Raw genomic sequence first — 25,656 nt, 5'->3', positions numbered from 1 at the left:
CGGATTCGTGAGGTACGAGCGAATCCGTGTCGACTGCTCAGCCATAGATCGTCTCCCCGTCGGCCGTGTCCTTGCCGATCTTTCTGGCCAGGAAGAGGCCTTCCAGTGCCAGCTCGATGGCGCTGGCGAGCTGGCCGTCGTTCTTCGGGCCGCCGGTGGACTCGTAGACGCGGTCGCCGATCTGGTCGTAGAGGTCGGACTCGCCCAGGACGGGGAGGCCGGCCAGGAAGTCACCGGCAGCGACCTTGGTGCCGGTAGTGACCATGCGGCCGTCCTCGATGGCGTCGATGAGCAGCGCGAAGTCGAGGCCGCGGAAGGACTTGCGGACGGTCTCGGCGATGGCCGTACGCAGCAGGTGGGTGAGGATCTCGGCCTCGCGGCCCTCCTCGCCGGACTCGAACTCGATCTTGCCGGAGAGCACCTCGACGGCCGTCTCCAGGTCGACGATGCGGGCGACCGCGTCGGCCTCGCCCAGGACGGTGGCGCGGTGCAGCGCCGAGGCGGCGACGGTCTCGGCGCCGGCGATCGAGAAGCGCGCCGAGACCCCGGAGCGCTGGTCCACCGCGGAGGACGCCCGCAGATGACGGGTGAAGACGGCGAGGATCTCGAGCAGGTGGTCGGGTACGTCGGCGACCAGCGCGGCCTCCTGCCGGATGACCGCCATCTCCGCGGCGAGCTCGCGCGGGTAGTGGGTGCGGATCTCCGCACCGAAGCGGTCCTTCAGCGGCGTGATGATCCGGCCACGGTTGGTGTAGTCCTCCGGGTTCGCGGAGGCGACCACGAGCAGGTCGAGCGGCAGCCGCAGCACGTAGCCGCGGATCTGGATGTCGCGCTCCTCCATCACGTTGAGCATCGCGACCTGGATCCGCTCGGCGAGGTCGGGCAGCTCGTTGATCGCGACGATGCCGCGGTGGGAGCGTGGGATCAGGCCGAAGTGGATCGTCTCCGGGTCGCCCAGCGAGCGCCCCTCGGCGACCTTCATCGGGTCGACGTCACCGATCAGGTCGGCCACGGAGGTGTCGGGGGTGGCCAGCTTCTCCGAGTAGCGCTCGGAGCGGTGCTTCCACGCGACCGGCAGCGCGTCGCCGGCGGTCGCGGCCAGCCTCTGAGAACCGACCGAAACCGGCTCGTAGGGGTGCTCGCCGAGCTCGGACCCCTCGATGACCGGGGTCCACTCGTCGAGCAGGCCCACCAACGTACGCAGCAGCCTGGTCTTTCCCTGACCACGCTCGCCCAGCAGGACGACGTCGTGTCCGGCGATCAGGGCACGCTCGAGCTGGGGGATGACGGTGTCCTCCAGCCCGTGCAGCCCGGGCCAGGGGTCCTCTCCAGCTGCCAGCTTCGCCAGCAGGTTGTCGCGGATCTCCTCGCGGAGCGACTTGAACACATGGCCACTCGCGCGAAGCTGGCCGAGGGTGCTGATCGTGGGTGCGGCAGTCACGGACGCAACGCTACGCCGCCGCCCAACCCCTGGGCGGCCTCGGCGTCGACGTCCCGATCCGCGGATGCGGACGACCCGACGCTGGCGAGCAGCTCCTCGACCCGCTCCCGGGTCAGCGCGGTGCGGTCGAGCTCGCCCACCTCGTCGAGGATCGCGACGACCTCGTGGAGCGTCGCCCGGGCCTGCGCGACGCGCTCGGTCTCGCGCTCGACCACTGCCCGGCGTACGAGGACGTTGGCCTCGCCCCACCGGTTGCGCTCCTCGAGACGGTGGGCCAGCTCCAGCCGCAGATGGTTCTCGGCCTCGGCGTAGCGCCGCAGGCCGATCAGGGCATCGACCAGGGTCATCCGCGGCGAGGCGGAGGAGTCGACGTCGACGGACGCGTAGCCGATCTCCTCCTCGACCAGCCGCACGGCGTCCTCGTAGCGCTCCATCCGGACGTAGACCTCGGCCAGCCCGATCAGGCTGGCGCGGGCTCGGTCGTCCATCCCGGCCGCATCCGCGACCGCGTACGCCTCCTCGAGGACCGCGACGGCCTCGTCGAGCGAGCCGATCATGCTGAGCGCCTGGCCGCAGTTGGACAGCGCCATCTCCAGTCCGGCGGCGGTGCCGGCCTCGCGGAACACCTCGGCGGCACCACGGAACTCCGTGATCGCGCGGGGCAGGTCGCCGACCCGCGCCCGGCTGATCCCGAACTGGTTGCGGATGTAGGCCGCGTCGATGTGCTGACCGGCGCGGAGGGCGGCGTCGAGGCCGAGCTCCTGGAGGGGAACGGTCTCGGCGGGTGGGTGCCGCATCGACAGGCTGAACATCTTGTTGACCAGCTGATACGCAGGGCCCAGCAGTCCCGCGCGCACGGCGAGGCGGACGGCACTGCCCATGGTCGGCCACTCCCGGTCACCCCAGGCGCGGGCCTGCTGCGAGGTGGCGAAGCTCAGCGGCGTCACCCCGTCCACGACGGGGTCGAGGCTCATCAGCCGGAAGGACCGGCCGTCGGCCTCGGAGGCCGCGACCAGGGAGTGGGTGTACCAGCTCACCAGGCGCAGCAGCGCCTCGCCGGACTCCTTCTCGGAGCCCATCTCCAGGGCGTAGTCGCGGATGAGGTCGTGGAGCACGAAGCGTCCAGGGCGGTGCTCGCGGACGAGGTTGGCGTCGACCAGCTTGTCGACCAGACGCCGGGCGGCGGCGATGTCGACGGCGAAGAGCGCCGCCATCGCGGGCATCCCGATCTCATGACCCGGGCGGAGGCCGAGGAGGCGGAAGGCACGCCGCGACTCCTCGTCGAGGGAGTCGTAGGACCAGGAGAAGACCGCGCGCAGGTCGGAGATGGGGTCGAGCGGTGCCTCCAGAGCCGCCAGCCGGCTGGTCTCGCCGTCCAGCTCGGCGATCAGGTCGGTCAGCGGGAGATCGGGGTAGCGGCTGCAGCGCTCGGCCGCGACGGCGAGAGCCAGCGGAAGGTGTCCACACCTGTCCGCCAGGGCGCGGATGTCCGCCTCGTCGGCCGTCCGGTCGATGAGCCGCTGCCGCAGGAAGGCGGCCGACTCCGCCGGGGCGAGCGTGTCCAGTGCGAGCCGGCGGGCACCCTCGCGGGTGGCCAGGCCACGCAGCTGGCTCCGGCTGGTCACCAGCACCAGCGAGTCACCACCCGGCAGCAGGGGCCGCACCTGGGTGGAGTCGCGAGCGTTGTCGAGCAGCAGGAGCATGCGTCGCTGCGCGAGTGTCGTACGCAGCAGGGCCGACGCCGCGTCCACCTCGGCCGGCACCGAGGCGGCGTCGACGCCGAGCCCGATGAGCAGGGTCGTGAGCGCCTGGGCGTGCGAGAGCGGCTCGCCCGGGCCGAAGCCGCGCAGGTCGATGAAGAGCTGACCGTCGGGGAAGTGCTCGGTCCGGGCCCGGGCCCAGTGCACCGCGAACGCGGTCTTGCCCACCGCGCCGATGCCGTGCACGGCGACGACGCTCGGCCAGCCGGCGTCGTGGGAGATGGTCACCGCGTCGAGCAGGCGGAGCTCGGCCTCACGCCCGGAGAAGCTGGGGATGTCGGCCGGGAGCTGTCTCGGGACCATGTCCTCCTCCGAGACGCGCTGCGCGGGCACGGTCGCCCGGCCATGGGAGGCGTCGACCTCCGGTGCCGGCGAGGAGCCGGTCAGCAGCCGGGTGAAGGTGGAACGCAGCTCCGCGCCCGGGTCGGCGCCGAGCTCGTCGGCCAGCCGCGCCCGGACCTCCTCATAGGCCTCCAACGCCTCGGCCGTACGCCCCGCCGCCTCCAGCGCGTCCAGGAGCACCACCCACAGGGACTCGCGCAGCGGATGGTCGCCCACCACCCGGCGCACGTCAGCGACCGCCTTCGCGGCCCGGCCGGCGGCGATGTCGAGGGCAGCACGATGCTCCAGTGCGGCCAGATAGCGGTCGACCAGCCACGGACGGGTGCGCTCGGCCAGCGAGTCCCCGGACGGCTCGTCGAACGGCTCGGCGCGCCACAGCGCGATGGCCTGCTCGAGCCGGTCGTAGGCCTCCGGGCCCTCCGCCGCGTCGAGCAGGTCGATGAAGGTGAGCGCGTCCACCGACGATCGCGGCAGGTCGAGGATGTAGCCGCCGGCGGCGCGGCGTACGACCTCCTTGCCGAGCACCCGACGCAGCCTGCCGATGTAGGTGTGCAGGCTGCCGCGCGGGTTGTCGGGGAGCTCCTCGCCCCAGATCCGGTCGGCGAGCAGGTCGGCGGACACCGGGGTGCCGGCCTCCAGGGCCAGCAACGACAGCAAGGTACGCGGGCGACGTCCCGGGACCTCCACGGGCTCGCCTGCGCGCGTGACGATCAGGGGGCCTAGCAGACAGATGCTCACATCCGTCACCGATGCACCCCCGCCGTCCCGAGCCGATCGCGCCTGAGAGCCACCCCCACACAATAGACGGGGCGCTCCGGGCCTACGACGAGAATGCGCCCTTTCCGGTACACAATGGGGCGCATGTCTCCCTTCGGCCGCACCGCCACCGGTTCGCCCCTGCCCCAGGAGTGCCCGTGCGGCAGCGGGCGACGCTATGCGATGTGCTGCCACCGGCTGCACCGCGGCGGCGCCCTGGCCGAGACTCCGGAGGAGCTGATGCGCAGCCGCTACGCGGCGTACGCCCTCGGGGACTGGGACTACATCTTCCGCACCTGGCATCCGGGGACCCGCCCCGACGACCTGGGCGTGGCCGCACCCGACTCGCGACTGACGTGGACGGGGCTGGAGATCGAGGGCTCCGGGCTCGATGACGACACCCACGGCTGGGTGGCGTTCCGGGCGTCCTACCAGGCGCCGTCGGGCGACGGGGTGCTCGCCGAGCACAGCCGGTTCGAGGTGCGTGCCGGACGGTGGCTCTACGTCGACGGGGAGATCGCGAGTCGGTGACCAAACGCAAGCATCCACGTGAGTTTGAGGAAGACAGTGGAGAAACTGTTGCCGATATGTGGACGCGACCGGGTCCAGCACGACAGACTCTGACAAGTGACCACTGACGCGACCGAGGACCTGACCGGTCTGGAGCCATCGGCGCGCTCGCTCTTGGACGCGGTCATCGCGATGTCGAGCGAGCTCGACCTGAGCGCCATGCTGGAGAGAATCACCCGCTCCGCCTGCGAGCTGACCGGGGCGAGCTACGGCGCCCTCGGCGTCCTCAGCCCCGACGGCGACCTGCAGGACCTGATCACCTACGGGCACCAGCAGGAGCCGACGCTGCAGGTCGTGGGCAAGAGCCGGGGCCGCCGGGCTCGCGTCGATGACGACGGCGACGACGATGAGCCGGCTTCGACGACCCGGCCCCGCGGAATCACCGCTCCCGAGCCGCTCCTGCTGGTCTCACCTCGCACGCATGATGGCGGCGGCAGCCACGCGCTGCGTACCGGCGACCCCGGCAAGCGCAAGTTCATCGAGGTGCCGCTGCGCATCGGTGACCGCGACTTCGGCCACCTGCTGCTGTCGGAGAAGGTCGGCGGTGCCGAGTTCACCAGCCACGACGAGCAGCTCGTCGTCGCCCTGGCCCGCGCGGCCGGCGCCCAGATCGACAAGGTGCGCGAGCTGGAGCTCAGCGAGCAGCGCCGCAGGTGGCTCGAGGCGAGCGCCGAGCTCAGCCGCGCCCTGACGCCGCCGCTGGACCACTTGGTCGCGCTCGAGCGGATGTGCGAGACCGCGCTGCCGCTGATGCGCGCGATCGGGGTCGGCGCCGGCACCCGCATCGAGCACGGCATCGTCTCCGGAGTCGCTGCCGCGCCCGGTCAGGAGGAACGGGTCCGGGCAGTCACCGAGAAGGTCCCGCACCTGATCGACCGCCGCATCGTCGAGCCACTCGACCTCGAGGTCGACGGGCTCCATGTCGTGGTCGCCCCGGTGCGGTCCACGCTCGCCGGCCGCGGCGCGCTGCTGGCGATCTACGACAAGGCCAGCGCCGCCCACGACGAGCACGAGCGCGAGCTCTTCTTCGGCTTCGCCGGCCAGGCCGCCCTCGCCCTGGACCGCCTCCGCGCGGTCGAGGACCGGGCCGACCTCGCCGTCATCACCGACCGCGACCGGATCGCCCGTGACCTGCACGACGTGGTCATCCAGCGCCTCTTCGCCATCGGCATCCAGCTCGAGGCCCTGGGCCGGAACCCGCAGCGGGTCGAGGACCTGCCCCAGCGGCTCTCGGAGCAGGTCGACGCACTGGACCAGACGATCAAGGACATCCGCGGGTCCATCTTCGACCTCAGCAACCACGATCCCTCCTCGCTGCGGGCGCAGGTGCGCGGGGTCGTCCGGGAGTACGCGGGCGTCATGGACTTCACCCCGGAGATCAAGATCACCGGGCCCGTCGACACCGCGGTGCCCGACTCGGTCCGCAACCACCTGCTGCCGGTCCTGCGCGAGGCGGTCTCCAACCTCGCCCGGCACGCCCAGGCCCACAGCGCTCAGATCGAGCTGACCCTTCAGGACGACGAGATCAAGCTGGTCGTACGCGACGACGGCAGCGGCGTCCCCGACGAGGCCGAGGAGAGCGGGCTGAAGAACGCCCGCTGTCGCGCGGTCCAGCTCGGCGGTCAGCTCGAGATCGGCCCGCGCTCACCCAGCGGCACCGAGCTCGTCTGGCAGGTGCCGATCACCGCTGGGGTCTGACTCAGTTTCCCTTGCGGGGGTGGAGCAGCTCCTTGGCCATCAGCGCGGCCTGGGTGCGTCGCTGCACGCCGAGCTTGGCCAGGATGCTGGAGACGTAGTTCTTCACCGTCTTCTCGGCCAGGAACATCCGGCCGGCGATCTCGCGGTTGGTCAGGCCCTCGCCGATGAGCGCCAGCAGACGCTTCTCCTGGGGCGTGAGCGCCTGCATCTGCGGCGACTCGCCATCGGGGTTGCGCATCTTCTCCATGACCTTCGCGGTCATCAGCGGGTCGAGCAGGGAGCCGCCACCGGAGACGGTGCGGATCGCCTCGACCAGGTCGTTGCCGCGAATGTCCTTGAGGACGTAGCCCTTGGCCCCGGCCATGATCGCCGAGAAGAGCGCCTCGTCGTCGTCATAGGAGGTCAGGATGAGCGCGAGCATCTCCGGGTAGGCCGCACGGACCTCGCGGCACACCTCGATCCCCGAGCCGTCGGGCAGGCGGGCGTCGAGCACGCACACGTCCGGCTGGAGGCGGTCGATGTCCTCGCGTGCCTGGGCGGTGGTGCCACCCTGGCCGACGACGGCGATGTCGTCATGACTGTCGAGCAGTGTCGTCAACCCTTGGCGCACGACCTCGTGGTCGTCGAGCAGGTAGACCCGGATCGTCCTTGTCTCGGTCAACACCGTCTCACTTCCCCCATTCGTTGAAGGGAGACCACGGTATCGGTCAGCCCCAGTCCGGTCGATGTGTGAGTCATCCACAATACGGTTTTCGTGCCGCCATGCGGACCAGGCTCTGCGCCAGCCGTCGAGCCATCCTCCCGCGCGAGCACTTCACGCGCCAGCGACGCGGCGGTCGCGGTGTCGAGATGAGCCAAAGGTTCATCCAGAACCAGGACCTTGTGCCCTGCCAGCAGGGACCTCGCCACCGCCAGCCTGGCCCGCTCGCCGCCGGAGACCTCGGCGGCACCGTCGCCGAGCCTGGTCTGCATCCCTGCGGGGAGGGCGTCGAGCCAGTCACCGAGGTGTGCGCGCCGGATCGCCTGCTCGACCTCGTCGTCGGTGGCTCCGGGCCTGGCCAGGCGGACGTTCTCGACGAGGCTCGAGGCGAAGACGTGCGGGTCGTCGTCGACGAGACCCACGATCTTCCGTACGTCCGGTGGGTCCAGGTCACCCATCGACCGGCCGCCGAGGCTGATGGTGCCGGTGTCCGGGTCGAGGAAGCGCAGCAGCAGCGCGGCCAGGGTGCTCTTGCCGGAGCCGGACGGGCCGACGATGCCGATCCGCGCGCCCGGCTCGACGTGCAGATCGGGGATCTCGACGCTCGGGCCGTCGCCCGGGCGAGCGGTGACGCCGGTGATCGTGATAGTGGTGTCGTGGGTGGGCCGCTCGGGGTGGTCCGGGGCGCTGACTGCCGGCGGGCGGCTGGTGAGGTCGTCGAGGCGGCGCTGCGCGGCACGAGTGCGTGCCCTGGCGGCACCGGCGTCGGCGAGCGTCGCGGCGGGCTCGGCCAGCGCCAGCGGGACCAGGGTGAGCAGAGCGAGCATCGGGCCGTCGCCGACGGTGGTGTAGGCGGCGGTCGCGGCAACCGCCGCGCCGGCGGTCACCAGCACGATGGCCTTTGCGAGCGACGAGGCCGACGCCGCTGTCGTGGTCGCCCTGGTGGCTGCGCCGGCCAGGTCGTCGAGGGTGTCGAGCACGGGCTCGCTCGCCTGCCACATCCGGCGTTCGGTCGCCGTCTGGGTCGCCTCGACCACCTGCTCGGACACCCTCGCCCGCACCGCGACCGATATGTTCTCGGCGCGTGCTGCTCCGGCGTACGCGATCCCGAAGGCGGCGCCCGCCGCCAGCACCGTGGCCATGGTGAAGGCCCCGGCGACCGGGTCGATGAGCGTGGTCGCCAGCACCGCGAGGGCAGCCACGACGGCGTACTCCCGGAAAGGCAGCCGCACCCGCAGCTCCTCGTCGAGCACCGCGTCGACGTCGTCGACGACGCTCGCCAGCACATCGCCCCGGCGGCCGGGCAACGCACCCGGCACCAACGGCACCAGCGCGTCGTAGATCTGCACCCGCCGCCTGGCCAGCAGCCGCAGCGCACTGTCGTGCGACCACAACCGCTCCAGGTAGCGCAGCACCGGCCGCGCGATCCCGAACGTACGCACCCCCACCATCGCAGCCACCAGCGTCAGGATCACCGGATGGTAGGAGGCCTTGATGATCAGCCACCCCGCCAGCGCCGTCAGCGCCACTCCCGACGCCCAGCTCAGCCCGCCGACCACCGCCGACCCCCACAGCGCCCTCCGCGCCGAGCCCTCACTTGTGGCAGTCGAATCGTGAGCTGTGGCGGGCGAATCGGTAGTTGTGGGCGCCGAAACTCCACTTTCGTCCGCCATTTCTGCAGTCTCGGCCGCCGCTTCTACCGTCTCGGCGGGCGGGGTTTCGGCGGAGAGGGTGATGACCTGGTCGGCGATGTCGATCAGCGCCTCGCGGTGGGCGACGAGGACGACGGCGCGCTCGCGGGCGAGGTCGGTGACGGTGTCGGCGATGATGCGCTCGGTGTCGGGGTCGAGGTGGGCGGTCGGCTCGTCGAGGAGGATCCAGGAACGACCGGAGAGTACGACGCGGGCCAGCGCCAGCCGGGCTCGCTCGCCCGCCGAGAGGGAGCGGCCGTCCTCGGCCAGGTCGGCACCGAGACCGCCGGGGAGGTCAGCGATCCTGTCGGCGAGGGCGACCCGCTTGAGTACGCGCCACAGGTCGCTCTCGGTCGCCTCGGGCGCCCCAAGCCGCAGGTTGTCGGCGATCGTCCCGCTGACGAACACCGGGCGCTGCGGCAGGTAGGCGAACCGCCGTCGCCACTCGTCGCCCCCGGCCGGCGTCTGTCCGTCCAGCTCCACCGAGCCCGCGTACGTCTCGTGGAGGCCCGCGATCGTCGCCAGCAGCGTGGACTTACCGCAACCGCTCGGGCCGACGATCGCGGTGATCCCCCGAGCGGGGACCGTCGCGGAAACCGGCGCCAGCGCCGGCCGCTCGCGCCCCGGATAGGTCAGTCCCACCCCGTCGAGAGACATGCCGAGGCGTCGCTCCGGTCGGTCGAGGTGGCAGTCGGTGACGTCTCGGCCGACGCGGGTGACGTCTCGGGAGAGGTCCGCGGTGGCCTCGAGAGTCGCCGTACCTTCGGCGGCCGCGTGGAACTCGGTGCCGACGCGACGCAGCGGCCAGTAGGCCTCGGGGGCGAGCAGCAGGACCACGAGAGCCGTCTGCAGGTCGACCGAGCCGGCGGCGAGCCGGACCCCGATGATCACGGCCACCAGGGCGACCGAGATGGTCGCGACGAGCTCGAGCACGGCCGAGGAGGCGAACGCGATCCTCAGGGTCTCGAGGGTGCGGCGGCGGTAGCGGTCGGTGATCGAGGCGATGACGCGGGACTGGGCCGTGGCGCGACGGAAGGCGACCAGGGTCGGCAGACCCTTCATCACGTCGAGGAAGTGACCGGCCAGGGCCGACATCGCCCGCCACTGGCTGGCGGCCTGGTCACGCGTGGCCAGCCCGACCAGCACCCCGAAGATCGGGATCAGCGGCAGCGTGAGCCCCACGATCAGACCGCTGAGCGGGTCGGTCCAGACGATCACCGCGAGCACCATGACCGGCAGCACGCACGCCAGCACCAGCGCCGGCACATAGCGGGTCAGGTATGGCTCGGCCGCCGAGACCCCGCGGGTGGCGAGCGCCGAGAGCGAGCCCGAGCTCTCCGACCGACCGCGCAGGATCGCGCCGACCACCCGGCGTCGCAGGTCCGCCCCGACGACACCTGCAGCCCGGGCACCGGCCACGTCGGAGACCACCCCGACGACGGCGCGCCCGGCGAAGACGGCCACGACCGCCAAGGCCCAGCCGCTCACCGACCCGGTGTCGCGGATCGCGGAGATGAGCAGTCCGGTGACGGCGTACGTCTGGGCGATCAGCAGCACCGCACCCAGCACCCCGGCGGCCACCACGACGGCGAGCGGCCGCCGGGCTACCGACAGCTGGGCTCGCAGTCGCGGGTCGTTCGGACGCATGTCAATGAGCAGCGGGGATGTGGTGGATCGAGATCCGCTTGCGGAAGACCCAGTAGGTCCAGGCCTGGTAACCGAGCACGAGCGGCGCGAACACTGCGGCAGTGATGGTCATCAGCTTCAGCGTGTAGGGCGTCGCCGCGGCGTTCGTCGTCGTCAGCGAGTTGGCGACGTCGGTGGTCGAGGGCATCACGTCGGGGAAGAGCCCGACGAAGAGCCCGGCCACGGCAAGCCCGATCGCAAGGAAGGTGCCGGCGAAGGCGAACCCCTCACGACCGACGTACGCAGCAGCCAGCCCGGCCACGAGCGCGAGCGCAGCCACGACGAAGAGGATCGCGGTGCCGAGATTGCCGGTCAGGCCCTGCGTCCAGACCAGGAACACCACGGCGAGCACGGCCGCGACGACCCCGACCTTGAGCGCCAGCGCACGAGCCCGGCCACGGATCTCGCCGTCGGTCTTGAGGGCGATGAACAGCGCACCGTGGGTCACGAAGAGCGACAGCGTGACGAGTCCGCCGAGGATGCCGAACGGGTTCAGCAGCGTCAGCACCGTCCCGGTGAACTCGAAGTCGGCGTCGATCGGCACCCCGCGCACGATGTTGGCGAAGGCCACACCCCACAAGAACGCGGGGACGTAGGAGCCGAAGATCACCGCGCGATCCCACCAGCCGGCCCAGGTGACAGATGGCCGCTGGTGGCGATACTCGAAGGCGACGCCACGCACGATCAGGGCGATCAGGATGACGAAGAGCGGCAGGTAGAAACCGGAGAACAGGGTGGCGTACCACTCCGGGAACGCCGCGAACGTCGCTGCGCCCGCAGTGATCAGCCAGACCTCGTTACCGTCCCAGACCGGGCCGATCGTGTTGATCATGACCCGTCGCTCACGGTCGTCGCGGGCCAGCACCGGAAGCAGCATCCCGACGCCGAAGTCGAAGCCCTCCAGGACGAAGTAGCCGATCCACATGGCGCCGATGAGGCAGAACCAAACAGTCGTGAGTTCCATCGCAGGCTCCTCAGTACGCGAAGTTCATCGGCTCGTCGGCATCCGAGTCGGAGCCGCGCAGGGAGGGGTCGGGTGGCTCCACGAACGGGTCTGGAGCCTTCTTCACATACTTGATGAGCAGCCCGACCTCGACCACGGCGAGAACCGCGTAGAGCGCGGTGAACCCGAGGAGCGACATCCACACCTCCCAGGGCTCGACGCCCGGCGAGACGCCGTTGGCGGTCGTCAGCACCCCGAAGACCACCCATGGCTGACGCCCCATCTCGGTGAAGATCCAGCCCATCGAGTTGCCCAGCAGCACCATCACCGGGGCCGAGATCGCCAGCGCGGGCAGGAAGCGCCCGACCAGCCCTGTCGGCGTACGTCCTCGGCGGGTGAACCACAGCACCGCCAGCCCGATGAGGCCACCGACGACGCCCAGGCCCATCATCCAGCGGAAGGTCCAATAGGTCACCGGGATGTTGGGGGTGTAGTCGCCCGGTGAGTAGTAGGTCGCGCCCGGCGTCGAGCCGTACGTCTCCCGATACTTCTCCTGCAGGTCGTAGATGCCCTCGACCCTGCCGTCGAAGGTGCCGGTGCCGAGGAAGGAGAGCACGCAGGGCACCTCGAGCGCCCACTTCTCGTGCTTCCCGTCGCGGGTGCCGATGGTCAGGATCGAGAACGGCGCGCACGAGTCGGAGGTCTCCCACAGCGCCTCCGCCGCCGCCATCTTCATCGGCTGCACCTCGGTCATGATCTTGCCCTGGATGTCGCCCGAGACCGCCACGCCGATGCCGGAGAAGACCATGACCCAGGCCGCCAGCACCATCCCGCGCCGGTACATCGGCCGCTCGGACCCGTCACGTCCCGGCCGGCGCAGGTAGAGCCAGCCCAGGATGCCGAGCATGAAGGCGGCCGAGGTCAGGTAGGCGGCGAGGATGACGTGCGGGAACGTGCCCAGCTGCACCTTGTTGAACATCACCGCCCAGAAGTCGGTGAGCTCGGCGCGGCCGGTGACCTCGTTGAACTTGTAGCCGACCGGGTGCTGCATCCAGGAGTTGGCCGCCAGGATGAACCACGACGACGCCAGCGTGCCGAGGTGGACGATCCACATGCACGCGTTGTGCAACGCTCGCGGCAGCTTGTCCCAGCCGAAGATCCACAGGCCGAGGAAGGTCGACTCCAGGAAGAAGGCGAGCAGCGCCTCGATCGCCAGCGGGGCCCCGAAGACGTCCCCGACGAAGCGGGAGTAGTCCGACCAGGTCATCCCGAACTGGAACTCCTGCACGATCCCGGTGACCACACCGAGCGCGAAGTTGATCAGGAAGAGCTTCGCGAAGAACTTGGTCAGCCGAAGCCACTCAGGGTTCTTCGTACGCAGCCAGATCGTCTCCAGCACGGCGACGAGCATGGTGAGTCCCACCGTGAGCGGGACGAACAGGAAGTGGTAGACGGTCACGATGCCGAACTGCCACCTGGCTAACTCCAGGACGCTGTCCACGCCAGTCACTATGTCACTGCCGCAACACCGGCCACACCACCCCCTCCCCTAGGCATACGTCCCTTGTGTCGTGGCTTACGTCCCTTGTGAACCACGCCACCGTTCACGCTCGCCAACGCCAAAGAACCCGGCCGCCCTGGGCTCGAGGTCACGACCGCGGGGGGATGATCGCGACCTCGAGTCCGGGACGGCCGGGCTCCGTAGGTCTTCGTGCCACCAGGGCCGCATACAGATGGGGGAGCTGATGCGGCACCCTGGTGTCACTCAGTGGTGCAGGCCGAGGAGAACCTCAGCCCGTGAGATCACTATCTCATCATCTGCGCCCAGAGGTTGCGGTCGCGGACGGACTGTTTACGTACTGTAAACAGGTAACCTGCGTATCAGTAGACGTAATACGCGGGCGATACAGCGTCCCCACAGAAAATCCGGTATGCATTTGGATGTACCTTGAGGTAGGGGGTGAGCATGTCGGATCGCGAAGGTGTCCTCGCGCGGGTGGTCGACGAGGTCATCGACTACGTCGGCGCGGGCCTGAGCGTCCACCTGGTGGGGCCTCGCGGATCCGGACGTAGCGAGCTCTGCTCCCTGGTCGCCCACCGGCTCGAGGACGAAGGCCGGTCCGTGCTGCAGATCAGCGGTCACCGCGCCTGGCAGAACGAGCCGTTCGCCGCGCTGACCGCCGCCGGCATCGGCAGCGCGACACCCACCGGCCCACGTCGCACCATCGGCGAGATGACGACTGCGCTGAGCAAGCAGCTCGGCAACGGCACCGTCCTGGTGATCGACGACGCCGACGCGCTCGACACCTACTCGGTCGGCGCCCTGCGCAACATCCACCGCCAACGACGCCTCCTGGCCGTGACCAGCAGCCGCCACCAGCACCCCGTCGCCGAGAACACGCTGATGCTCGGCATCGCGCCCTCGGTCCAGGTCCGCTCCCCCGCGCTCGAGGTCGACGAGGTGCACGAGGTGTGCCGCGGGATCCTCGGCGGCCCGGTGGAGGCCGGGTCGCTGGCCCGGATCGCGATGGCGACCGGCGGCCTGCTCGGTCTGGTCCGCGCGATCGCCACCGTCGGGCCGCGGGCAGGGGTGCTGGAGCAGCTCGACGGACTGTGGCGGCTGCCGCGGCGTACGGGCTGGGCTCCTGAGCTCGCCTCGGCCGTCGAGCCGCTGGTCGCCGGGCTCGACCAGGACGCCTGGGACGGCGCGACCGCCCTCGCGGTGACAGGTCCGGTGCCGCTGGACGAGGCCGAGAAGATGATCGAGCGCACCGTGCTCGACGCGCTCTTCGCCCACGGCCTGGCACGGCACAGCGAGGACGGCCCCGGTAGCGGCGTCGTCGGCCTCTACCCGCCGCTCATCGGCGACTACCTGATCACCGAGGGCTCGGCGTTCGGGCTGGTGATCGCGCGCAACCACCTGGCCACCGAACAACCGCTCCTCGACTACACCACCCACCGGCCCCGCGGCGCCGACGCAGCTCTGCTCCACCAGCGCTCGCTGCGCCAGATGGCCGACGAGGTCACCCGTGCGCGCCGCTCCTGGACCGAGATGCCCTCGCCCGAGACGGCGCTGCCGCTGCTCGTGGCGCTCCGCAACACCGCGGCGCCCAGCGATCAGATCGAGGAGGTCGAGCGGCGTACGCCCCTGACCGACACCCAGGAGTCGGCCTGGATGCTGGCCTGGTTCGCCACCTGGAAGGCGGTCGAGCTCGGCGACCTCAACGCCGCCAAGGCCGTGCTCGACGACGGGCTGAAGCGGCTGCCCACCTTCGCCGCGACCCTCGAGGCCTCCCGCGCCCACCTGCAGTTCCAGACGGAGTACGTCCCCGAGGTGCCCACGGTCGAGCCCGACCCGCGCGACACGGTCGGCCCCGAGATGCTCGGCGTCGTCGCCGCCGAGCGCCTCCTCGCCGCCGGGATGGTCGAGCAGGCGCGCAACCTGCTGGAGAGCCAGCGCCCGGAGAACCCGCTGCCCGCCGGTCTGCACGCCTTCCTCGTCGGGCTCGCCGACATGCTGGGCGGCGACCTCGAGCGCGGCATCGACTTCGCCCGCGAGCAGCTCGAGGCGGCCAACCAGAGCTCGAGCGCCATGCTCATCCAGGCCCACGCCTATCTCTGCGTCCTCGGTCTGAGCATCGCCGGACGGCTGACCGAGGCGAGCCAGGCGGCCTTCCAGAGCCTCTCCTCCTCCAGCGTCGCGGCCTACCGCGACGTCGCCCACACCGGCATCCTGACCCTCGGCGCCGAGATCGCGATGGCGCAGGGCCGCCCGGAGTACGCCCGCAGCCTCGCCTCCCAGATCGGCGGCGCGAAGGTCGCCTTCGGCCCCTGGCCCGGGATGGTGGCCAGCATCATGGCGCCGGCGAGCGGCCGGATGCCCAGACTCAAGGAGCTGTGCGAGCTCGTCGGCCAGCGCCTGGACGCCGGCTACATCACCGGCGGCATCTTCCTCGCCGTCGAGGCGGTCGAGCGCGGCGCCAACGAGAACAAGCACATCACCCGGGCCGCCAGCCTGGCGGCCGGCACCGAGAGCCCGCTGCTGCAGGGCATGGGAGCGTACGCCGCGACCACCGCGGCCGGCGACGTCGACGGCCTCCGCGAGGCGATCGTGAAGCTCGCCGATGCCGGGGCTCTCGTGTTCGTGACCAGGGCCGCGATCTCGCTGGCGATCCTGCAGCGCGAGGCCGGCGACCTGGCCGGCGCCGCCGAGACCCTCGACACCGCCTGGGAGCGCTCCGAGATCTCCGGTAGCCGAGCCGGCATGTTCCGTCGCGCGGCCACCCACATCGGGCTCTCCGGACGCGAGAGCGAGGTGCTGCGGCTGCTCCCGGAGGGACCCACGACCGCCTCGCTGGCCGCGGACCTGGAGATGAGCACCCGCACCGTCGAGACCCACCTGCACAACATCAGCCGCAAGACCGGGGTCTCGGGTCGCGAGGACCTCGCCCGGGTGGCCGACACCTGGCTCCGGCCGGCGCCGAACGGCGACTACTCAGCCGGCGACAGGCACTTCACCAGCGGCTCGTAGAGCTCCTTGCTGGCCTTCTGGTCCGCCTCCGAGAGATCCTCCGGGCTGATCTTGGAGACGTCCTCGGCCTCGACCAGAAGGCGTACCGCCTCGTCGGAGAGGTCCGACTCGTAGTAGGTCTTCGCCAGGCACACGGCCTGCTTCTCGGTCACCTGGTCGCCGCTGCTCTTGGCGATCTGGCCCTGGATGTCCTCGACGCTCGGCCGATCAGCCCCGCCACCACCGCTGCCCTCGCCACCACCACACGCGGTCAGCGAGAACAGGAAGAGCACAGAAGCCGCAGCAATCGCTACAAGGCGCCCAGAGCTGCCTCGGGCTCCGCTTCGGCCGCGATAGATGCCTCGGGCTCCGCTTCGGCGGTGGGGGTTCGCCATCATGACGACGAATCATGACGTACGCGGTCCCCCACCGCTACTCGGGCTCAGGAGCTGGTCAGGAAGAAGAGCAGGTCCTGGCGGGTGAGGACACCGACGGGCTTGCCGTCCTCGTGCACCAGCAGCGCGTCGGAGGAGCCCAGGGTGTGGGCGGCGTCGTGCGCGTCGGCACCGGAGCCGATCGAAGGCAGCGGCGGGGACATGTGCTCCTCGACGGAGTCGGTGAGCTTGGCCTTGCCGGTGAACAGCGCCTCCAGCAGGGTGCGCTCCGAGACCGAGCCCGCGACCTCGGCGGCCACGATCGGCGGCTCGGCGCGGACGACGGGCATCTGCGAGACGCCGTACTCCTGCAGGATGTGCACCGCCTCGGCGATCGTCTCGCCGGGGTGGGTGTGGACCAGGTCGGGCAGCCGGCCGGACTTGCCGCGCAGCACGTCGCCGACGGTCTGCTTGGCGGCCTCGCCGGTCGCGAAGCCGTACTGCGCCAGCCACTCGTCGTTGAACACCTTGGTCAGGTAGCCGCGCCCGGAGTCGGGCAGCAGCACGACGATCACGGCGTTCTCGCCCTCCGGCGTGCCGGCCAGCTCCGCGGCGAGCTGCTTGGCGGCGTACGCAGCCATGCCGGCGCTGCCGCCGACGAGCAGCTGCTCCTCGCGGGCGAGCCTGCGGGTGTAGGCGAAGGAGTCGGCGTCGGAGACCTCGATGATCCGGTCGGCGACATCGCGGTCGTACGTCTCCGGCCAGAAGTCCTCACCCACGCCCTCGACCAGGTAGGGCCGCCCGCTGCCACCGGAGTAGACGCTCCCGGCAGGGTCGGCACCGATCACCTGGACGTCGGGGTTCTGCTCCTTGAGGTAGCGGCCGATCCCGGAGATCGTGCCGCCGGTGCCGACACCGGCCACGAAGTGGGTGATCTTCCCCTCCGTCTGGCGCCAGATCTCGGGGCCGGTCTCCTCGTAGTGGGAGCGCGGGTTGTTGGGGTTGGCGTACTGGTTCGGCTTCCAGGCCCCGGGCTGCGAGGCGAGCCGGTCGCTGACGTTGTAATAGGAGTCGGGGTGCTCCGGCGGCACGGCCGTGGGCGCGACGACGACCTCGGCGCCGTAGGCCTTGAGCACGTTGCGCTTGTCCTCGCTGACCTTGTCGGGGCAGACGAAGATGCACTTGTAACCCTTCTGCTGGGCCACCATCGCCAGGCCGACACCGGTGTTGCCGGAGGTGGGCTCCACGATCGTCCCACCCGGCTTGAGCTCACCGGACGCCTCGGCCGCCTCGATCATCCGGGTGGCGATGCGGTCCTTCACGGAACCGCCCGGGTTGAGGTATTCCACCTTGGCCAGAACCAGCGGTCCAGCACCGGGTTCGGACGCCCCGGCGCCGTCCAACGCACGCTCCAGCCGCACGAGCGGAGTGTTGCCAATAAGGTCGAGAAGCGAGTCCACGTACTCCATGCCGACAGCGTATGTCCACTAGGTGAGATCCCCTATATCCCGATACTGAGTGCCCGGTAATGGGCCGAAGACTTTAGAGTGGTCCCCGTGGCGAAGAAGAGTCTGGCACGCAAGACCGCGTACGCCGGCGGGGGTGTTCTGGCCGCGACGGCCGCGTTCGCCGGGGTCCTCGTCGCGGAAGCGGCGCTTGCCGTCAAAGCGACGCATCAGGTCAAGATGCCGGTGGCACCCTCCCCGACCGGGTGGTACGGAGCACGGCAACCGGGGCGACCGATCAGCATTGCGCTGCTCGGCGACTCGAGCGCCGCGGGCTACGGGATGACCGAGGTCGAGGACACGCCCGGCGCCGTCCTCGCCTCCGGCGTCTCCGAGAAGGCACACCGGCCGGTGCGCCTGCACGACCTCTCCGAGATCGGTGCCAAGTCCTCCGACCTGCACCCGCAGGTCGAGAAGGCGATCGCCGCCGACGCCGACATCGCGGTCATCCTGGTCGGCTCCAACGACGTGATCCGTCGGGTGCGCCCGCGGGTTGCGGTGAGCCACCTCGCCCAGGCCGTCATCCGGCTCCAGGAGGCCGGGGTGACCGTGCTCGTCGGCACCGTCCCCGACCTCAGCACCGCCACCCCGATCCTGCCGCCGCTGCGGTCGATCATGCGGGCCTGGTCGATCCGTATCGCCGCCGGCCAGATCTTCCACGTCATCCGCGCCGGTGGCCACACGGTGTCCCTGGGCGACGTCCTCGGCCCGGCCTTCAAGGCGACCCCGGCGTTCTGGTTCGGCGCCGACCAGTTCCACCCCTCCGCCGCCGGCTACCACGCCCTCGGCGAGGTGCTGGTGCCCCCGACGCTCTCGGTGCTCGGCCTCGTCGGCGACGAGAACGCCATCCTGGAGACCTACAACGGCAAGCAGGTGATGCCGCTGGCGGCCGCCTCGCTCCGCGCCGTCATCCGGCCAGGAACCGAGATCGACCCGGCCCCGCGCCCCCGTGGCCGCTTCGGCCGCAACTGGGCCCGCGCCCGTTCCTTCGAGAACGAGCAGCGCGAGCCTCGCCGGGGCGAGCGTCCCGACGAGACTCCCCCGGTGGCCGAGCGCCACCACGCCCAGCGCTGACGACGAACAAACCGCCCCGTGCCTTGGTAGGCACGGGGCGGTTGTTGTTCGTCAGAATCCGGGTCTCGATCAGTCCTGCTGCAGGATCGCGAGGATGCGAAGCAGGTAGAAGTAGATCATGACCAGGCTCGCCGTCAGAGCGAACGCGGCACGCCAGGACTCCCGCTCCTCGAGCTGGTTCGCGACGCCCTGCTCGACGAAGTCGAAGTCGAGGATCAGGCTGAAGACACCGAAGACCAGGCCGGCGATGGAGAACACCAGGCCCATCGCACCCATCCCGAACAGCCCCATGCCCGCACCGAAGAGACCGAGGACGACCTCGAGAAGGATGAGGCCGAGGAGGCCGAAGCCGGCGGCCATCATGAAGGTGCGGAACTTGTTGCCGACCTTGATGTCGAAGAACTTGTACGCCGCCAGGACACCCGCGAACGCCGCGAACGTGCCGAGCACGGCCTGCACGACGATGCCGCCGCCGAACATGGCGTCGAAGGTCTTGCTGATGCCGCCGAGCAGCATCCCCTGGAGCACGGCATAGATGAGGACCAGCGCGGGGCTGACCACACGCTTGAAGCTGTTGACGAGACCGAGGATCAGACCGCCGATCGAGCCGATCGCAGTCGCGGCGTACAACGGCGCGAGGTTGGCGCCCGTAGTGATGTCCGGGGTCAGCATCCACGTGGCGATGGCCGCAAGGACAACGAGTCCGAGCGAGACCGCGGTCTTCTGCACGACCGAGTCGATCGTCATGGGGGCGCCGACGGAGGGAGCCTGGGGGCCGCCCGTGGACCACTGGCTCGGGTCCTGCCCATAGCCGGTGTACGCAGCACCGTTGCCACCGTAAGTCGCGTTGCCGTAGGCGTTCTGCGACGGCTGCCCGAAGCCCTCTGCCCTACGGAACACCGGGTTGTTGCTCTGCATTTGGGGGTCACTCCTCGAAAGCGACGTGAAAGGTTCCGCCACGGTGGCGGCTCCTGTGGCCAGCGTACCGGCCCTGTGTCTCACTCAACGTCCGGGACAACCCTGATGTTCCGCGGATCGCGGGAGTGCCCCGGGTGGGACTCGAACCCACACTGAAGCGTTTTTAAGACGCCTTCCTCTGGCCGATTGGGATACCGGGGCGCGCGGCCGACCTTAGCGTCATAAGTACGTCTGGCGCTGGTGAAGAGCGTGGGCGCCGGCGACGCGGTCGATGAAGAGCAGGCCGTTGGTGTGGTCGATCTCGTGCTGCAGGCAGCGGGCCTCGAAGGCGTCGGTGACGATCTCGACGGTCTCGCCGGTGACCGGGAGCCGGCCGCGTACCTTCAGCCGGGAGGCCCGCTTCACGTCGCCGGTCAGGTCGGGGACGGACATGCAGCCCTCGCGCGCCTTCTCGTTGCGGCTGGCCTCGACGACCTCCGCGTTGCACAGGACGTACGTCCCGTGGTGGGTCCTGGTCTTGACGTGGGTGGAGACGTCGACGCAGAAGACCCGGGCCGAGACGCCGACCTGGTCGGCGGCCAGGCCGACGCAGCCGGGCGAGACCCGCATGGTGGCGATCAGGTCGGCCGCGAGCTGGACGGTCTCAGGGGCGGTGGGGTCGACGTCCTTGCCGGGCACCGAGAGGACATGCGCGGGGGCGCGTACGACCTCGAGGACCTTGCCCTCGACCCCCAGCTCCGCCTCGGTCCAGGTCAAGACTCGTTCGTTGATGCTCACAGGTCGTCGGCCTCGATCGGCCGCAGGGTGGCGTCGACGCCGAGCTCCTGGGCGACCCGCTTGATCGACGCCTCGAGCACGGCGACGTCGGCGTCCGCCGGCAGCTCGAGCTCGGCGACGACGACATAGAGGTCCCCGGAGAGACGGGTGGTCAGGTCGGTGATGTTGCCACCGACGGCGGCGATCTCGGCGGTCACCGTGGAGACGATGCCCGGGCGGTCACCGCCGTGGACGGACAGCACGAAGAGCTGGCCCGCGCCGGCCGGCGCCTGCTCCTCGGGAAGCTCGTAGACCGTGACCGTCAGGGTGCCGTCGGCCGCGATCGGCTCGAGATCGGCCTGGATGGCCTGGGTGGTCGCCTCGCCCGCGCAGAGCAGCGTCATCGCGAAGTGGCCGCGGAGCCGGGTCATCGTCGAGTCCTCGATGTTGAGTCCGAGTCCGGCCAGGCGGGCGGTGGTGTCGGCGATGATCCCCGGGCGGTCGTGTCCCAGGACGGTGATGGCGTGGATGGTCACCAAACCATTGTCACCCGCGGCCCGCCAGTGGCGGACCGCGGGTGACGCAGATGGCCCCGCTATGACAGATGAGCTGTCAGCCGCAGCTCAGCCGCGGAACCACTTGTCCTTCTCCTCCTCGGGAGGGTCGACCGGCTCGGGAGCGAACTCGGGCGTGCCCTCCGAGGTGGGCTTGACCGCGGTGTCGCCACCGCCCAGGTCGTCGTAGGACGCCTTGTCGGGGTTGGCCGGCGGGGGCGGCGGGACCTCAGCGGCGTACGGGTCCGCCGGGGCGATCGGGTCGGTGAGCGGGTCACCGGTGACGCCGGCCTGCGGAGCAGACGGTGACGGCGGAACCGGCGGAGCCGGCGGGTAGCCGCCGTACTCGCTGCTCGAGGACGAGCCCGTGGTCGACTCCGGGGCCTCCGGAGCGGACGTGGGGGTGGTGGACTCCGGGACGGAGCCGTTGCGGTGCAGCTTGTCGGAGGCGACCCCGGCAGCAGCCGAGACCTTCTCCTTGGCCTGCTCCGCGTAGGGACCGGCCTTCTCCTTCACCGTGGCGGCGTAGGGACCGGCCTTGGCCTTGGCGGCCTCAGCATAGGGAGCAGCCTTCTCCTTGATGGGCGCCGCCTTCTCCGAGGCGGTCGCGAGGGCCGACTGGACGCGCGGGTCATGGGTGACCTTGTTCGCGCCGGCCTTCAGCTGCTCAGACTTGTTCTTGACCAGCACGCCGACACCAGCGGCGGCGATGGCAAGCAGGATGAGCTTTTTCACTTCTTGACCTTCCGAGAGACAGCATTTGGTTCTGTTTGATGGGTACGCCGGTGAACCCAAAACTAGGCGTCAAACACAAGATCAAGTCCCCCGACATGCCTAGTCTCTAACGGACCAGGCAATTCCGTCGAGGATGTCGGACTCGGAGACCAGCAGAGACTCGACGCGCGAGCGCTTCAGAATCCGGCTGAGGATGACTCCACCGGCCGCGATCACGTCGGCTCGGCCGGGGTGCATCCAGGGCAGCGCCAGGCGCTCGTCGACGGTCATCGCGAGCAGGCGATCGACGAGGCGGTAGACGTCGTCGGGCGCGACCTCGGCATGGTCGGTGGCGGTGCGGTCGTACGCAGCCAGCTCGAGCAGCCCCATGGTCAGCTGGATCATCGTGCCGCCGACGGCGACCACGGTGTTGGCAGTGGCCGGGTCGACGGGACAGGCGTCGAGGTGGGCGTCGATGTCGCGTACGCAGTCCTCGATCTCGTCCCGCGTGGGCGGGTCGGAGCGCAGGTGACGCTCGTGCAGACGCACCGAGCCGATGTCCATGCTGTCCGCCTCGCCGACGCCCAGCGTCGGCCCGTCGCCGAGGATCAGCTCGGTCGACCCGCCGCCGATGTCGATCACGAGCACCGGCGGCTCCGGGGTGCCGCGCAGGTTACGGACCGCGCCGCCGAAGGAGAGCGCCGCCTCCTCCGCCCCGGTGACGACCTCGGGCGTGACCCCGAGCCGAGCGCGTACGCCGTCGATGAAGGTCGCCGCGTTGGCGGCGTCCCGGGTGGCCGAGGTGGCCACGAAGCGCACCTTCTCGACACCGTGCTCGCGGATCAGCGCCGCGTACTCATCGATGGCCCCGAAGGCGCGCTGCAGCGCCTCCTCCGCGAACATGCCGGTGCGGTCGACACCCTGCCCCAGGCGGACCATGCGGGCCTCGCGTACGTCCTCGTTCAGGCCGTCGGCGGTGACCGTCGCGATCAGGAGCTTGATCGTGTTGGTGCCGCAGTCGATGGCGGCGACCTTCGTCACTGCTCCTCGTCCTCCAGCTCGAGATCCACGCACGGACCCGACTTCCACCACTCGCCGAGGCGCTCGAGCACCTCGTCGCCGAGCGGGTTGACGCCGGGGCCCTGGGCGAGCGCCTGGCCGGCGAGGACGTGCAGGCACTTGACCCGGTTGGGCATCCCACCTGCGGAGATACCGTGGATCTCGGGCGGGTCACCGAGCTCGTAGCGCGCCTCGAGATAGGCCTCGTGGGCCTTGGCGTAGGCGGCGGCGAGCTCCTCGTCGCTGGCCAGCCGCGCCTCCATGTCCTTCATCACGTGGGTGCCCTCGAGGGTGCCGATCTTCGAGGCGGCACGCGGGCAGGTGAGGTAGAAGGTCGTCGGGAACGGGGTGCCGTTGGGCAGCCGCGGCTCGGTGGTCACCACATCGGGCAGCGAGCACGGGCAGCGGTGCCCGACCTCGTGGATCCCCCGTGGCTCGCGTCCCAGCTGTGCCGTGATCGCGGACACGTCCTTGGGATCGATCGCCATGTCTTCAGTCTTTCTTCTGCTTGGGCGGGTCGATCTCCGACTCCGGCCCGTCTCCTGTCTGCTCCGGCGGGTCACCGGCCAGCAGCACGGAACCCCACGCATCGTCCCACCACGCCTTCGGCTGCTCCGCACTGCCCACCTTGCCGGGGTCGGTGAGCTCCGGCTCGGTCTGGATGCGCTCGCCGTTCTCGTCGAGGGCGACGTACGCCGTCTCGCCCGGCATCACGAACCCGAACCGCTCGCGGGCCTGCTGCTGGACGTAGGCGGGGTCCTCCCAGCGACGGGTCTGCTCCTCGAGCTGCTTGATGTGTTCCTTGCGCTCGGCGATCTCGGTCTGGAGCGCGTTGATGTCGTGGCGCTGCTGGATGTAGGCGCGCAGCGAGGAGGCGTAGGAGATCACCATCACCGCGGCCACGACGATGATCATCATCGCCCGGCCGGTGAGCTTGGGCCGGCGCAGCCGCTTGCGCAGTGCGTCGATCCCACCGATCCCGCCGATCGATGCCGGGCGGGCGGGGATCGGGGCGCGCGGCCGTCGTCCCGGACCCTGTTGGGCCCGAGGACCGCGTACGCGCTTGCTCTGACCGGGTCCCTGCGTTGCCACGTCGCTCATCCTCCCATCCACGACCTACCTCCTGGCGGCAGACGCGCGGCGGCCCGTGTCCTGAGGACACGGGCCGCGGCGGCGTACGGAACTACCTACGCCTGGTAGCGCGGGAAGGCGGAGGCGCCGGCGTAGCGGGCGGCCTCGCCGAGCTCGTCCTCGATGCGGAGGAGCTGGTTGTACTTCGCGACGCGCTCGGAGCGGGCCGGGGCACCGGTCTTGATCTGGCCGGAGCCGACGGCGACGGCGAGGTCGGCGATGGTGGTGTCCTCGGTCTCGCCGGAGCGGTGGGACATCATCGTCTTGAAGCCGGCGCGGTGCGCCATGTCGACGGCGTCGAGGGTCTCGGTGAGCGTGCCGATCTGGTTGACCTTGACCAGCAGCGCGTTGCCCTGACCACCCTCGATGCCCCGGGCGAGGCGCTCGACGTTGGTGACGAACAGGTCGTCGCCGACGAGCTGGGTCTTGGAGCCGATGGCGTCGGTGATCGCCTTCCAGCCGTCCCAGTCCTCCTCGTCGAGGGGGTCCTCGATGGAGACGATCGGGTAGGCCGAGACGAGCTCCTCGTAGTAGGCGGTCATCTCCTCGGCGGTCTTCTTCGCGCCCTCGAAGAGGTACGCACCGTCCTGGTAGAACTCCGAGGCGGCCACGTCGAGCGCGAGGACGACGTCCTTGCCGAGCTCGTAGCCGGCCTTGCCGATCGCCTCGGCGATCAGGTCGAGGGCGGCACGGTTGGACTCGAGGTTGGGCGCGAAGCCACCCTCGTCACCGAGGCCGGTGGCCAGGCCCTTCTCCTTCAGCACGGACTTGAGCGCGTGGTAGACCTCGGCGCCGATGCGCAGCGCCTCGGCGAAGGTGGGCGCGCCGATCGGCGCGATCATGAACTCCTGGATGTCCACGTTGGAGTCCGCGTGGGAGCCACCGTTGAGGATGTTGAGCATCGGGACCGGGAGCACGTGGGCGTTGGGGCCACCGACGTAGCGGAACAGGGACAGACCCGCCGAGTCGGCGGCGGCCTTGGCGACCGCGAGCGAGACACCGAGGATCGCGTTGGCGCCGGCCTTGGCCTTGTTGGGGGTCGCGTCGGCCTCGATCATCGCTTGGTCGATGGCGCGCTGGTCGTCGGCGTCGAAGCCCTCGATCGCGGGTGCGAGGGTCTCCACGACGGCGGTCACGGCGTTCTGCACACCCTTGCCGCCGTAGCGCTCGCCACCGTCGCGCAGCTCGACGGCCTCGAAGGCTCCGGTCGAGGCGCCACTGGGGACCTGGGCGCGGGCGAAGGTGCCGTCGTCGAGGACGACCTCAACTTCGACAGTCGGGTTGCCTCGCGAATCGAGGATCTCGCGGGCGCCTACGGCGTCGATCGATGCCACTGAACTACTCCTGGGTCTCAGGGACGGGGTGTCGTCCGTCAGCCTATTACTCGGCCGGATGGGCCTGGCGATTGGAACGTTAACCGGTCGGTAGGACCACTCCGACCCACGCCCACCTGGTGTTCACGTCGAGGTCGGCA

20 protein-coding genes and 1 tRNA gene are annotated in these 25,656 nt (G+C 70.3%); 4 read left to right on the top strand and 17 right to left on the bottom strand.

Features of this window, described 5'->3' with window-relative positions; translation table 11 throughout:
• Positions 1–37 precede the first annotated feature (37 nt).
• Together ABTX24_RS22540 and ABTX24_RS22535 are read right to left on the bottom strand one after the other, a co-directional pair.
• Entirely contained in the window at positions 38–1,441 is a 1,404-nt protein-coding gene (locus ABTX24_RS22540; protein WP_350842729.1) for a magnesium chelatase ATPase subunit I, read from the bottom strand.
• Positions 1,438–4,230, bottom strand: a complete 2,793-nt coding sequence (locus ABTX24_RS22535; RefSeq protein WP_350842727.1) for an AfsR/SARP family transcriptional regulator — start codon at positions 4,228–4,230, stop codon at positions 1,438–1,440. Before ABTX24_RS22535 ends, ABTX24_RS22540 begins: the two co-directional genes overlap by 4 nt.
• Positions 4,231–4,404: 174 nt before the next feature.
• On the opposite strand from ABTX24_RS22535, the gene ABTX24_RS22530 reads away from it, so the two are divergent.
• Positions 4,405–4,830 (top strand): YchJ family protein, encoded by a 426-nt coding sequence (locus ABTX24_RS22530; RefSeq protein WP_350842726.1) that lies wholly within the window; start codon positions 4,405–4,407, stop codon positions 4,828–4,830.
• Between the two features lie 96 nt (positions 4,831–4,926).
• Positions 4,927–6,567 carry a sensor histidine kinase gene (locus tag ABTX24_RS22525; protein ID WP_350842724.1) on the top strand — a complete coding sequence of 547 codons (1,641 nt, stop codon included), beginning with the start codon at positions 4,927–4,929 and terminating at the stop codon, positions 6,565–6,567.
• A gap of 1 nt (position 6,568) precedes the next feature.
• Here ABTX24_RS22525 and ABTX24_RS22520 read toward each other — a convergent pair whose 3' ends face one another.
• The 4 genes from ABTX24_RS22520 to ABTX24_RS22505 are packed head-to-tail and all read right to left on the bottom strand — an operon-like array spanning position 6,569 to position 13,088.
• Positions 6,569–7,231 (bottom strand): response regulator, encoded by a 663-nt coding sequence (locus ABTX24_RS22520; RefSeq protein WP_350714305.1) that lies wholly within the window; start codon positions 7,229–7,231, stop codon positions 6,569–6,571.
• Entirely contained in the window at positions 7,225–10,605 is a 3,381-nt protein-coding gene (gene cydD, locus ABTX24_RS22515; RefSeq protein WP_350842723.1) for a thiol reductant ABC exporter subunit CydD, read from the bottom strand. Before cydD ends, ABTX24_RS22520 begins: the two co-directional genes overlap by 7 nt.
• A gap of 1 nt (position 10,606) precedes the next feature.
• On the bottom strand, positions 10,607–11,608 hold the full coding sequence (gene cydB / locus ABTX24_RS22510) for a cytochrome d ubiquinol oxidase subunit II (protein ID WP_350842721.1): 1,002 nt from the start codon (positions 11,606–11,608) through the stop codon (positions 10,607–10,609).
• 10 nt (positions 11,609–11,618) lie between these two features.
• The gene (locus ABTX24_RS22505) at positions 11,619–13,088 is read right to left on the bottom strand and encodes a cytochrome ubiquinol oxidase subunit I (RefSeq protein WP_350842719.1); all 1,470 of its coding nucleotides are present in this window, start codon (positions 13,086–13,088) and stop codon (positions 11,619–11,621) included.
• Positions 13,089–13,553: 465 nt separating this feature from the next.
• Here ABTX24_RS22505 and ABTX24_RS22500 point away from each other — a divergent pair, with 465 nt between their 5' ends.
• Positions 13,554–16,118, top strand: a complete 2,565-nt coding sequence (locus tag ABTX24_RS22500; RefSeq protein WP_350842717.1) for a LuxR C-terminal-related transcriptional regulator — start codon at positions 13,554–13,556, stop codon at positions 16,116–16,118.
• Here ABTX24_RS22500 and ABTX24_RS22495 read toward each other — a convergent pair.
• Both ABTX24_RS22495 and ABTX24_RS22490 read right to left on the bottom strand, forming a co-directional pair.
• Complete coding sequence (locus tag ABTX24_RS22495; RefSeq protein WP_350842715.1) at positions 16,079–16,390, bottom strand: hypothetical protein; 312 nt, start codon at positions 16,388–16,390, stop codon at positions 16,079–16,081. The genes ABTX24_RS22500 and ABTX24_RS22495 overlap by 40 nt on opposite strands.
• 149 nt (positions 16,391–16,539) lie before the next feature.
• A complete protein-coding gene (locus ABTX24_RS22490) occupies positions 16,540–17,940 on the bottom strand; it encodes a cystathionine beta-synthase (RefSeq protein WP_350842713.1) in 1,401 nt (466 codons plus the stop codon).
• An 87-nt stretch (positions 17,941–18,027) separates the two neighbouring features.
• Between ABTX24_RS22490 and ABTX24_RS22485 the strand changes: the two genes are divergently transcribed.
• The gene (locus tag ABTX24_RS22485) at positions 18,028–19,050 is read left to right on the top strand and encodes an SGNH/GDSL hydrolase family protein (RefSeq protein WP_350842712.1); all 1,023 of its coding nucleotides are present in this window, start codon (positions 18,028–18,030) and stop codon (positions 19,048–19,050) included.
• Positions 19,051–19,119: 69 nt separating this feature from the next.
• Here ABTX24_RS22485 and ABTX24_RS22480 read toward each other — a convergent pair whose 3' ends face one another.
• From ABTX24_RS22480 to eno, 9 genes are all read right to left on the bottom strand, one after another.
• Entirely contained in the window at positions 19,120–19,968 is an 849-nt protein-coding gene (locus ABTX24_RS22480) for a Bax inhibitor-1/YccA family protein (protein WP_350842710.1), read from the bottom strand.
• A 126-nt stretch (positions 19,969–20,094) separates the two neighbouring features.
• Positions 20,095–20,169 (bottom strand) — tRNA-Leu (locus ABTX24_RS22475).
• 18 nt (positions 20,170–20,187) lie between these two features.
• Positions 20,188–20,724, bottom strand: a complete 537-nt coding sequence (gene def, locus ABTX24_RS22470) for a peptide deformylase (RefSeq protein WP_350842708.1) — start codon at positions 20,722–20,724, stop codon at positions 20,188–20,190.
• A 17-nt stretch (positions 20,725–20,741) separates the two neighbouring features.
• The gene (locus ABTX24_RS22465) at positions 20,742–21,260 is read right to left on the bottom strand and encodes a glycine cleavage system transcriptional repressor (protein ID WP_350842706.1); all 519 of its coding nucleotides are present in this window, start codon (positions 21,258–21,260) and stop codon (positions 20,742–20,744) included.
• Positions 21,261–21,347: 87 nt separating this feature from the next.
• Positions 21,348–22,013 (bottom strand): hypothetical protein, encoded by a 666-nt coding sequence (locus tag ABTX24_RS22460; protein ID WP_160025023.1) that lies wholly within the window; start codon positions 22,011–22,013, stop codon positions 21,348–21,350.
• A 99-nt stretch (positions 22,014–22,112) separates the two neighbouring features.
• Entirely contained in the window at positions 22,113–23,033 is a 921-nt protein-coding gene (locus ABTX24_RS22455) for a Ppx/GppA phosphatase family protein (RefSeq protein WP_350842704.1), read from the bottom strand.
• Positions 23,030–23,539: a DUF501 domain-containing protein gene (locus tag ABTX24_RS22450; RefSeq protein WP_141803236.1), complete on the bottom strand. Its 510-nt coding sequence runs from the start codon at positions 23,537–23,539 to the stop codon at positions 23,030–23,032. Before ABTX24_RS22450 ends, ABTX24_RS22455 begins: the two co-directional genes overlap by 4 nt.
• 4 nt (positions 23,540–23,543) lie before the next feature.
• The gene (locus tag ABTX24_RS22445; RefSeq protein WP_350714280.1) at positions 23,544–24,143 is read right to left on the bottom strand and encodes an FtsB family cell division protein; all 600 of its coding nucleotides are present in this window, start codon (positions 24,141–24,143) and stop codon (positions 23,544–23,546) included.
• A 95-nt stretch (positions 24,144–24,238) separates the two neighbouring features.
• Positions 24,239–25,516: a phosphopyruvate hydratase gene (gene eno / locus ABTX24_RS22440; protein WP_160025026.1), complete on the bottom strand. Its 1,278-nt coding sequence runs from the start codon at positions 25,514–25,516 to the stop codon at positions 24,239–24,241.
• Positions 25,517–25,656: the final 140 nt, after the last annotated feature.

Source organism: Nocardioides sp. NPDC127514 (assembly GCF_040302125.1).
In the GTDB taxonomy this organism is placed as follows: Bacteria; Actinomycetota; Actinomycetes; order Propionibacteriales; family Nocardioidaceae; genus Nocardioides.
Note: the sequence above shows the minus strand (reverse complement) of the source record. Positions and strands in the feature narration are given on the sequence as shown.

Bases quoted from the DNA above. Each gene is read 5' to 3' on its own strand.
- ABTX24_RS22530 (WP_350842726.1), top strand. From the start codon at position 4,405: ATGTCTCCCTTCGGCCGCACCGCCACCGGTTCGCCCCTGCCCCAGGAG.
- cydB (WP_350842721.1), bottom strand. From the start codon at position 11,608: ATGGAACTCACGACTGTTTGGTTCTGCCTCATCGGCGCCATGTGGATC.
- ABTX24_RS22450 (WP_141803236.1), bottom strand. From the start codon at position 23,539: ATGGCGATCGATCCCAAGGACGTGTCCGCGATCACGGCACAGCTGGGA.
- cydD (WP_350842723.1), bottom strand. From the start codon at position 10,605: ATGCGTCCGAACGACCCGCGACTGCGAGCCCAGCTGTCGGTAGCCCGG.
- ABTX24_RS22490 (WP_350842713.1), bottom strand. From the start codon at position 17,940: ATGGAGTACGTGGACTCGCTTCTCGACCTTATTGGCAACACTCCGCTC.
- ABTX24_RS22500 (WP_350842717.1), top strand. From the start codon at position 13,554: ATGTCGGATCGCGAAGGTGTCCTCGCGCGGGTGGTCGACGAGGTCATC.
- ABTX24_RS22480 (WP_350842710.1), bottom strand. From the start codon at position 19,968: ATGCAGAGCAACAACCCGGTGTTCCGTAGGGCAGAGGGCTTCGGGCAG.